Genomic DNA, 10,048 nt, shown 5'->3' on the forward strand with positions numbered 1-10,048 from the left:
CCGGCTACGCCGCGTTGTTCGAACGCGCCATCCCGGGAGCCGCGATCGAGGTGCTGAGCTGGTCGGTGCTGGCGACCACCGACGCCCGCCAGCCCGCGACCGTCACCGAGGTCACGCGCAAGGCCGCCGGCCAAGCCGCCGGCCACCGCAAATTCTTCGACGGCCGCGCCGGACGCTTCGTGGAGATCCCGCTGTACCGCCGCGAGCAGATGGCGCCGGGCGCGGTTATCGCAGGTCCCGCCGTGATCGCCGAGGACGAGACCTCGACCTTCATCTCCAACAGCTTTGACGCGCATATCGACGGTGCCGGCAGCATCGTCATGGAACGGAAGGCGGCGTGACCATGAGCGCATCCCAAACCAGCCTGATCGATCTGCAGATCATGTGGCACCGGCTGATCGCCGTGGTCGAGGAGCAGGCGCAGGTGCTGCTGCGCACCGCCTTCAGCCCGATCGTGCGCGAATGCGGCGATCTCTCCGCCGGCGTGTTCGACCTCAAGGGCCGCATGCTGGCACAGGCCGTCACCGGCACGCCGGGCCACGTCAACTCGATGGCGGAGTCGGTGAAGCACTTCCTGGCGCATTTCCCAATTGAAACGATGAAGCCCGGCGACGCCTACATCACCAACGATCCCTGGATGGGCACCGGCCATCTCAACGATTTCGTCGTCACCACGCCCTGCTTCAAGGACGGCCAGCCGGTCGCCTTGTTCTCCTGCACCAGCCATCTGATGGACATCGGCGGCATCGGCTTCGGCCCCGATGGCACCGACGTGTTCATGGAGGGGCTGTACATCCCGATGCTGAAGCTGATCGACCAGGGCGTCGTCAACGAGACCCTGATGGCTGTCATCCGCGCCAACACCCGGCTGCCGGTCGACACCGAGGGCGACACCTACTCGCTCGCCGCCTGCAACGATGTCGGCTGCCAGCGCCTGGTCGAGATGATGACCGAGTTCGGCATCTCATCGCTCGACGAGCTCGGCAACTATGTCTGCGACCGCTCGCGCGAGGCCGTGCTGGCCGAGATCGCCAAGCTGCCCAAGGGCACCTGGCGCAACGAGATGGTGGTCGACGGCTATGACGCGCCAGTGACCCTGAAGGCGGCGCTGACGATCTCGGACGACGGCATCCACGTCGATTTCGACGGCACGTCGAAGGCCTCGAAGTTCGGCATCAACGTGCCGCTCTCCTACACGACAGCCTACACCGTGTTCGGCCTCGGCTGCGTGGTGGCCTCGGCGATCCCCAACAATGCCGGCTCGCTGTCGCCGCTGACGGTCTCGGCGCCCTCGGGCGCGATCCTGAACGCACCGAAGCCCGCGCCGGTGGCCTCGCGCCACGTCATCGGCCAGATGCTGCCCGACGTCGTGTTCGGCTGCCTGCGCCAGATCATCCCGGAGCGCGTGCCAGCCGAAGGCACCTCCTGCCTGTGGAATCTCAACGTCCGCGGCCAGACCCGCTCCGGCGCCGGCGGCAATTACGGGTTCTCGATGGCGGTGACCTCGAACGGCGGCACCGGCGCGCGCTTCGACAAGGACGGGCTGTCGGCGACGGCCTACCCGAGCGGCGTGCGCGGCACGCCGGTCGAAATTGCCGAAACACAGACGCCGCTGATCTTCTGGCGCAAGGAGCTGCGCCCGGACTCCGGCGGAGCCGGCCGCACGCGCGGCGGCCTCGGCCAGATCATCGAGGTCGGCAGCGGCGTCGACGCCCCGTTCGACATCCTCGCCGCCTTCGACCGTATCGACCACCCGCCCCGCGGCCGGGACGGCGGCCACAATGGCGAGGCCGGCTATGTCGGGCTCGCCTCGGGCAAGAAGCTGCGCGGCAAGGGTTTTCAGACCGTGCCGCCGGACGACCGCCTGGTGGTGCTGACGCCAGGTGGCGCGGGCATCGGCGATCCGCTCGAGCGCGCAGCGGCGCTGGTGAAGAGCGATGTCGAGAGCGGGCTGGTGTCGAGGGACAACGCGGCGAAGGTCTATGGGCATGGACTGTGAGCAACTCGTACGCGCCGAACGCCAAACGCTTCGCAAGCCCAGGAGTCCGTTCGTGAGATCATCTCTCCCAGTCCTCGTGGGAGGAAGGCGCGCAACTGTTACTCCTCACCCTGAGGAGCTCGCCGAAGGCGAGCGTCTCGAAGGGCGAGGCCCGGACTTGGGCCTCATGGTTCGAGACGCGTCGCAAGGGCGACGCTCCTCACCATGAGGGTCAAGAGCCGAGATCGGCACTGCAAACCTGACCATGAACACACCGAAAGGCATGTTGATGGACAGGGTCCACATTCGAGACCGGCGCCGCACGTGAGAGGCGGCCGCGACTCTGCCTACCTCACTGCATCCTTTAAACTCGATAGCTCAGCAACGAAGCGGAGAGCCTCATGATCACACGACGCACATTCACCGCGGGCGCGGCCACCCTGCTCGCTGCGACACAGGTCTTGACACGCGCACGCGCCGCCACCACCAACTGGGACATGTCCACCGTCTGGCCCGACGGCAACTTCCATACCCAGAACGCGATGGCCTTCGCCGAGGAGGTGAAGAAGCAGACCAATGGCGCGGTCAGCATCACCGTGAAGGCCGGCGGCCAGCTCGGCTTCAAGGGGCCTGAGCATCTGCGCGCCGTGCGCGACGGCCTGGTGCCGCTGGCGGACGTGCTCAACATCCAGCAGGTCGGCGACGAGCCGTTCATGGGCGTCGAGAGCATCCCGTTCCTGGCCGGCTCGATGGACGAACTCAAGGTGCTGCACAAATATGTGCGGCCGGAATACGAGAAGATCGCAGCGCGCAACAACCAGAAGATCCTCTACATCGTGCCGTGGCCGACGCAGTACCTGCATCTCAAGGTCAAGACATCAGAGGTCGCGGGACTGAAGAACATCAAGATCCGCGTGCCCGACAAGAACGCGGTCGACATGCTCAACGCGATCGGCATGGCCGCTGTCATGATCCCCTGGGGCGAGACGATTCCGGCGCTGGCGTCCGGCGCGGTCGCCGGCGTCTCGACCTCCTCGGTGTCGGGGGTCGACGGCAAGTTCTGGGAATTCCTGAAATACGTCTACCCGACCAACCATGTGTGGTCGTCGCAGATGCTGAACGTGAACCTGGATTCCTGGAAGGCGCTGACACCCGAGCAGCAGAAGACCGTCAGCGACATCGCCGCCAAGATGGAGCCGGCCTTCTGGGCCAACTCGCTCAAGGCCGACGTCGACAGCCTCAACCGGCTGAAGGAAGGCGGCATGGAGGTGGTGCCGGTCTCGGACGCGATGATGGCCGAGATCCGGGCCAAGACGGCGCCGCAGATGGACGCGTTCCTGAAGCGCGTGCCGGCCGCGGACGCGCCGGTGAAGGCCTATCTCGCCGAGATGAAGCGTGGCTGAGATCGCGCAGGCCCCCTCGCCGGGCGAACGGGCGAGCCTCAACGCAGCGGCGCCGGCGCCGCTGCGCATCCTGCTCGATGTCATCGACCGGCTCGGCCGGCTCGACGGCTGGATCGGCGGCGGCTGCCTGCTGACCTTGACAGGCTTGATGCTGGCGGAGGTCACGACGCGGGCGCTGTCGAACGTGCTGCCGTTCTTCCCGCCGACGATCTCGATCGCCTGGGAGTACTCGTCCTATCTGATGGCGGCCTCGTTCACGTTCGGCGCCGCCATGACGTTGCGGGTCGGCGGCCACATCCGCGTGGTGCTGCTGCTGAAGAACGTGCCTCCGCCGCTGCAGCGCGCGCTCGAGGTGCTGGCGGCCACCGCCGGCTTCGCCTTCATGGCCTTCCTGACGTCGGCAATGACGAAGTTCGCCTTCGGCTCCTTCATCCGCGGCCAGGTCTCGACCTCCAGCGATACACCACTGTGGTTTCCGCAGGCCGTCGTCACCTTCGGCATGCTGCTGCTGACCCTGCAATTCCTCGCCCGCGCCATCCAGGCCGCGCTGGGACTGCCGCTGGAAGACCACCGCATGAAGGCCTCGCCAGTCGAATGAGGGGGCGATTGCACATGCTGGCAGTTAGTTACTCCGTCATGCCCGGGCTTGTCCCGGGCATCCACGTCGTTCTCCGCGTGCCGAACGACATGGATGGCCGGGACAAGCCCGGCCATGACGACGTAGAGACAGACGAACGCAAAACTTCGAACGCAGTCGCCCTCCTCACCGCGGACTCCCCCAGCCCATGACCATCGAAGTCATCGCCCTGTTCGTCATCCTGTTCGCGCTGCTCGCCGGCGGTCTGTGGATCGGGCTCACGCTCGCCTTCACCGCGACGCTGCTGCTGGCGATGTTCCGCTCGATCCCGCTCGACAAGCTGCTTCCGCAATATGCCTGGAACATCCTGACCACCCAGGAACTGCTGGCGCTGCCGCTGTTCATCCTGATGGGCGAGCTGTTGTTCCGCACCCGCCTGTCGCGGTCGCTGTTCCAGGGCCTCGCACCCTGGGCGGGCCTGCTGCCCGGCCGGCTGCTGCACGTCAACGTCATCGGCTGCACCATCTTCGCGGCGATCTCCGGCTCATCCGCAGCCACGACACAGGTCATCGGCCGGATGTCGCTCAACGAACTGCTGCGCCGCGGCTATTCGCGCGACATCGCGATCGGCTCGCTGGCCGGCGCCGGCACGCTCGGTTTCTTGATCCCGCCGTCCAACATCATGATCATCTATGGCGTGCTCGGCGACGTCTCGATCCTGAAGCTGTTCACCGCCGGCGTGCTCCCCGGTCTCCTGCTCGCCGGCACCTTCATGGGCTGGGTCATGCTGCACACCACGCTGAAGCCCGCGATGGTGCCGAAGGCGGAGGCGCAGCTGTCGCAGGTGCCATGGGCCGAGCGCTTTGCGGCACTGAAGGACCTGGCGCCCGCGCTGTTCCTGATCGCCTGCGTGCTCGGCTCGATGTATGGCGGCCTCGCCACGCCGTCGGAGGCCGCCGCGGTCGGCGTGCTCGGCGCGGCGCTGGTGGCCTATTTTCAAGGGGCCATGTCGCAGCAGGTCGTGCGCGACGTGATGATCGGCTCGGTCATCACCTGCTCGATGATCGCGCTGATCGTGCTCGGCGCCTCGATCCTCGGCAATGCCGCGGCCTTTCTCGGCATTCCCCAGGCGGTGGCCGCCTTCGTGAAAAGCCTCGGCCTGTCGCCCTTCATGCTGATATCAGTGCTGATCGTGTTCTATCTGGTCCTCGGCTGCTTCCTCGACGGCTTCTCGATGATCGTGATGACCCTGCCGATCGTGCTGCCGATCGTGAAGGGCGCCGGCTTCGACGAGGTCTGGTTCGGCATCTTCCTGGTGCTCGCCGTCGAGATGGCCCAGATCACGCCGCCGGTCGGCTTCAACCTGTTCGTGATCCAGGGCCTGACGGAGGACGGCCTCGGCACTATCGCCCGCGTGACCCTCCCCTATCTCGTCATCATGGTCGCCTTCGTGCTGCTGCTCACGCTGTTCCCGGGCATCGTGACGATCCTGCCAAGGCTGCTCTACGGGTGATCCATGTGACGTTAGCGACCTCTTTCCCCAACGTCATTCCGGGGCATTCGCGCGCAAGACGGCGAAGCCGTCTTGAAGCAGCGCGAATGAGCCCGGAATCCATAACCACCGACGGTCATGGCGGAGCGAGATGCGAATGGCGCCGATCTTCGAACCAACGACCGATCGTGGCTATGGATTCCGGGCTCGCGCTGCGCGCGCCCGGGAATGACGAGAGAGCGACGGGCCGGATGGGCGTCAGCGCCATCCGGCCGGTCCGATCAGGCCGCGCGCATGCCGTCGAGGAACTTCTGCACCTCGGCCTTGAGCCGCAGGCTCTCGCTGGACAGCGCCTGGGCGGATGTGAACATCCGGTTGGAGCTTTCGCCGGTCTCGCCCGCGCCGCGCGCCGCGCTGCGGATGTTGTTGACGACCTCGGCGGTGCCGTTCGCCGCCGAGCGGACGCTCTGGGTGATGTTCTGGGTGGCGGCGCGCTGCTGCTCGACCGCAGCCGAGATCGACGCGGCGATCTCGTTGATGCGCTCGATGGTGGAGCCGATCGCCTTGATGGCGTCGACCGATTCCTGCGTCACCGTCTGCATGTTGGCGATCTGGCTGGAGATCTCCTCCGTGGCCTTGGCGGTCTGCCCGGCGAGCGTCTTGACCTCCTGGGCGACGACCGCGAAGCCGCGGCCGGCATCGCCGGCGCGGGCCGCCTCGATGGTGGCGTTGAGCGCCAGCAGATTGGTCTGCTCGGCAATCGAGGTGATCAGCTTGACGACGTCGCCGATGCGGTTGCCGGCATCCGACAGCTCCTTGATGCGCTGGTCGGTCGCGGTGGCCTGGTTGACCGCCTCGGCGGCGATGGCGTTGGATTCCTGGACGCGACGGATGATCTCGGCGATCGAGCCGGACAGTTCGTCGGAGGCGACCGCCGCGGTCCGCACGTGCTCGGAAGCCGCCTCGGACGCGCCGGCCGACTGGCCCGAGAGATCGGCCGTCGTGCGCGCGGCCTGCGTCAGCTGGCGTGCCTCGCGCTCGAACTCGCTCGACGAGGTCAGCACGTTCTCGATGATGCCGCCGATGCTGGCCTGGAACTTGTCGACGAAGCGCTGCAGCTCGGCCTTGCGCTGCTCGACCGCGGCCGTGGCAGACGCGGCCTGCTCCTCGCGCATCCGGCGCCGCTCGCCGGCGGCGCTGCGGAACACGACCAGGCTGCGCGCGATCTCGCCGATCTCGTCGCCGCGCTCGTCGGACGCGATCTCGACGTTCTCGCGGCCCTCGGCGATCGCCGTCAGCGCCTCCGTGACCGCGCTCAGCGGCTTGGTGACGCGGCTCACGGCGAGCATGGTCAATCCGAGCACGAGCAGCGCCGCGACCGCCGCGGCCACGATCATCGTCTGCATCGCCTGCGACAGCATCGCGTCGAGCTCGGCCATGGGCACGCCGACATAGAGGATGCCGATCACCTTGCCCGCGGGATTCGTGACAGGGAAATAGGCCGTCATGAACGGCTTGCCGAACAGCGTCGCCGGACCCTTGTAGGCCTCGCCCCGGCGCAGCAGCGGCTGCGCCGGATGGTCGGCAGCGAGCTGCGTGCCCACGGCGCGATCGCCGTTCTCCTTCTTGACGTTGGTCGAGCGACGGACGAACTGGCCGCCGTCGTCGACGACGAACAAGGTCGCGCTGCCGCCGACATAGGACACCGCGCGGTCGACGATCGCATGATCCTTGATCTCGGGAATGGCCGGGATCTCGATGCGCGTGACGACGCCGTTCTGCACGCTGACCTTGGCGTCCTTGAACGTCTCGCTGAACGTCAGCGCAAAGGTGCGCAGATTGCTCTCGATGTCGCGCTTGCCGCGCTCGGCGAAGTCGTTGGTGAGCGACCAGTAAGCGGCACCGACGACAAGGGCCGTGTTCAGCGCGATCACGGCGACGGCGCCGATCAGCGCCTTGGTGCCGAGCTTCAATTTGACAGACACGTCAGAAACCTTCCTGGGGAACTGCAACTGAATGTCAAAGTGACCGTATTTGGTTTCCATCCAATTATTTTCCGGCCGGAAGAATACGTCCCCCGCCGAAAAACCAGCAGCAAGATACCTTCCTATGTCTCCAGCCCCTACCATCGTATGGTTTCGCGAGAGCCTGCGGCTATCTGACCATCCTGCGTTGTACGCCGCGGCGAAATCCGGCGGTCCCGTCGTGTGCAGTTACATTTACGATCAGGAGAGCAGCGGCCTCCGTCATCTCGGAGCCGCGACGCGCTGGTGGCTGGCGCAATCGTTGCGTGCACTGCAGGCCGATCTCAAGACACTCGGGGCCGATCTCATCATCCGCCGGGGGCGGGCCGCGCAGGTGCTCGTCGAGCTGGCGCGGGAGACACGGGCCAGCGCGGTGTACTGGAACGATGTCGCCCAGGCCGGACCGCGGCGGGTGGCCTCGAGCGTGGAGGCAGGCCTCGGCGAGATCGGCGTCGCGTCGCGCGTGTTTCCTGACGACCTTCTGGTCGATCCGGCGACCATGAGCGGCAAGGACGGGCGCGGTCCCCGCGTGTTCACCCCATTCTGGAAGCGCGTGCTGGCGCTCGGCGATCCGCCAAAGCCGCTGCCGACGCCGGGCAGGCTGGCCGCGGTGCCGAACGTCGTCAGCCTCACTGTCGATGAGCTGATGCTGGAGCCGACCAGGCCCGATTGGGCGGGCGGTCTGCGCGCGACGTGGCAGGCCGGCGAGCGGGCGGCGCAGCAGCGCCTCGGCAGCTTCCTGGAGAGCGCCGTCGGCAGCTACGCCGGCGATCGCGACCGGCCCGACATCGACGCCACCTCGCGGCTGTCGCCGCACTTACGGTTTGGCGAAATCAGCCCGCGGCAGATCTGGTATGCCGCCCGCTTCGCCGCCGAGGAGCGCCCCGCTTTGGCCAAGGGGATCGACAAGTTCCTGAGCGAGATCGGCTGGCGCGAGTTCAGCCGGCACCTGCTCTACAACAATCCGGACCTCGCAACCCGCAATCTGCAGCCCTCCTTCGACGCATTCCCGTGGACGCAGGACGATGCGGCGCTCGCCGCCTGGCAGCGCGGGCGCACCGGATATCCGATCGTCGACGCCGGGATGCGCGAGCTGTGGCACACCGGCAGCATGCACAACCGCGTCCGCATGGTGGCCGCCTCGCTGCTGGTGAAGCATCTCCTGCTCGACTGGCGGCAGGGCGAGCAGTGGTTCTGGGACACGCTGGTGGACGCCGACGCCGGCAGCAACCCGGCCAGCTGGCAGTGGGTCGCCGGCTCCGGCGCGGACGCCGCGCCCTATTTCCGCGTCTTCAACCCCGTGCTGCAGGGCGAGAAGTTCGACGCCAATGGCAGCTACGTGCGGCGCTGGGTTCCCGAGCTGGCGCGCCTGCCCGCCGGGCTGATCCATCAACCCTGGGCGGCCAAGCCGCTCGAGCTCGCCGAGGCGGGCGTCACGCTGGGCCGCTCCTATCCCGCGCCGATCGTCGAGCACAAGCACGGGCGGGAGCGCGCGCTGGCGGCCTATGCGAGCTTGCGCACAAGTGATTAGTTGCGCTTGCTTTGACAGCAGACAGAATCCAGCTATCGTCGCCGGGTTTCCAACACATCGGGGGACCGATATGGACGACACCACGCTGACCGACCCGACCGTCGCCGCACCGAGCACGCCGCCCGAGGCTGCGGCCGATCCGACCACTGCCGCAGCGCCGAAGGCGAAGCGGGCTGCCAAGAAGACTGCGAAGAAGGCCGCACCCAAGCGCGCCGCCGCCAAGGCCAAGAAGGTCGCGACCAAGACATCGGCCAAGAAGACTGCGAAGAAGACTGCAAAGAAGACCGTGAAGAAGGCGGCGAAGAAGACCGCAAAGAAGGCCACCAAGAAAGCGGCCAAGAAGACGAAGAAGGCCAAGCGCTGACCGCTTGGTCGGGACCCGAGGTCGGGTGATCGCCCGTCTTGCTGGTCCCGGCGAAACAATCCAGTGCCCGGTAGTGGGGGACGATCTGGCGCTGGATTGTTTCGTATGCGGCTTCGGCCAATGGCCTGCGTCGGCGTGATCGTCTTCGGTCCGGCCGTCGTGGTCTCGTCCTCTGCGGCTGGTTCACCAGGAATCGGGACAGGGGTCGACGATCTTCCAGAGCTCGACGCCGTTCGTGATCCGCTTCATCTCGGTGGTCAGGCCGCCGTTGCGGCGTATCCAGGATTTCACCGTTTCGGGATAGAAGGACATCAGTTCGGACGTCCCCTCCATGCTGGTGACCTTGATGCCGAACGTGAACGCCTTGTCGTAATACGCCTGGTGGAACCCGATGCTCGCTTTCGGCGTGACGCAGATCTTGTTGAGCGGCACGATGCCGAACACCAGCGTGCAGGCCGAGTTGCAGATGCCGTCGATGATCACGCGCTGACGCGTGTCGCGGATCTGCCGGTACTTGGCCTTGTACTCTTCGAGATACCCGCCATGATCGCGCGTGATGTGCAAATCCGCATGCGCCGGGGTCGCGGCGATCAGCGAAAGCACGGCGCATAGGGTCAGGCGGTTCATGGATCGGACAGAAAACCCGGTCTCAGCTCGGCGCGTCGCGGCAAGGGCCCGA

At 66.6% G+C, this 10,048-nt stretch carries 8 protein-coding genes and 1 pseudogene; 7 read left to right on the top strand and 2 right to left on the bottom strand.

The features are described 5' to 3' along the window. The 5 genes and pseudogenes from BRAS3809_RS05710 to BRAS3809_RS05730 form a co-directional block, all read left to right on the top strand. Positions 1-341, top strand: a pseudogene (locus tag BRAS3809_RS05710) (hydantoinase/oxoprolinase family protein); the annotation flags it as partial. A gap of 2 nt (positions 342-343) precedes the next feature. After that, a complete protein-coding gene (locus BRAS3809_RS05715) occupies positions 344-1,999 on the top strand; it encodes a hydantoinase B/oxoprolinase family protein (protein ID WP_008961151.1) in 1,656 nt (551 codons plus the stop codon). Between the two features lie 380 nt (positions 2,000-2,379). After that, complete coding sequence (locus BRAS3809_RS05720) at positions 2,380-3,381, top strand: TRAP transporter substrate-binding protein (protein WP_008961152.1); 1,002 nt, start codon at positions 2,380-2,382, stop codon at positions 3,379-3,381. Then, entirely contained in the window at positions 3,374-3,979 is a 606-nt protein-coding gene (locus BRAS3809_RS05725; RefSeq protein ID WP_008961153.1) for a TRAP transporter small permease subunit, read from the top strand. Before BRAS3809_RS05720 ends, BRAS3809_RS05725 begins: the two co-directional genes overlap by 8 nt. A 187-nt stretch (positions 3,980-4,166) precedes the next feature. After that, complete coding sequence (locus BRAS3809_RS05730) at positions 4,167-5,471, top strand: TRAP transporter large permease (protein ID WP_008961154.1); 1,305 nt, start codon at positions 4,167-4,169, stop codon at positions 5,469-5,471. 260 nt (positions 5,472-5,731) lie between these two features. Here BRAS3809_RS05730 and BRAS3809_RS05735 read toward each other — a convergent pair whose 3' ends face one another. After that, complete coding sequence (locus tag BRAS3809_RS05735) at positions 5,732-7,495, bottom strand: methyl-accepting chemotaxis protein (protein ID WP_502685660.1); 1,764 nt, start codon at positions 7,493-7,495, stop codon at positions 5,732-5,734. 64 nt (positions 7,496-7,559) lie between these two features. Here BRAS3809_RS05735 and BRAS3809_RS05740 point away from each other — a divergent pair, with 64 nt between their 5' ends. Beyond that, positions 7,560-9,005: a cryptochrome/photolyase family protein gene (locus BRAS3809_RS05740; protein ID WP_008961156.1), complete on the top strand. Its 1,446-nt coding sequence runs from the start codon at positions 7,560-7,562 to the stop codon at positions 9,003-9,005. 70 nt (positions 9,006-9,075) lie between these two features. Continuing rightward, complete coding sequence (locus BRAS3809_RS05745; RefSeq protein WP_008961157.1) at positions 9,076-9,369, top strand: hypothetical protein; 294 nt, start codon at positions 9,076-9,078, stop codon at positions 9,367-9,369. A gap of 183 nt (positions 9,370-9,552) precedes the next feature. Here BRAS3809_RS05745 and BRAS3809_RS05750 read toward each other — a convergent pair whose 3' ends face one another. Continuing rightward, positions 9,553-9,996: a hypothetical protein gene (locus BRAS3809_RS05750; RefSeq protein ID WP_008961158.1), complete on the bottom strand. Its 444-nt coding sequence runs from the start codon at positions 9,994-9,996 to the stop codon at positions 9,553-9,555. Positions 9,997-10,048 lie beyond the last annotated feature (52 nt).

The organism is Bradyrhizobium sp. STM 3809, assembly GCF_000239795.1.
Lineage (GTDB): Bacteria > Pseudomonadota > Alphaproteobacteria > Rhizobiales > Xanthobacteraceae > Bradyrhizobium.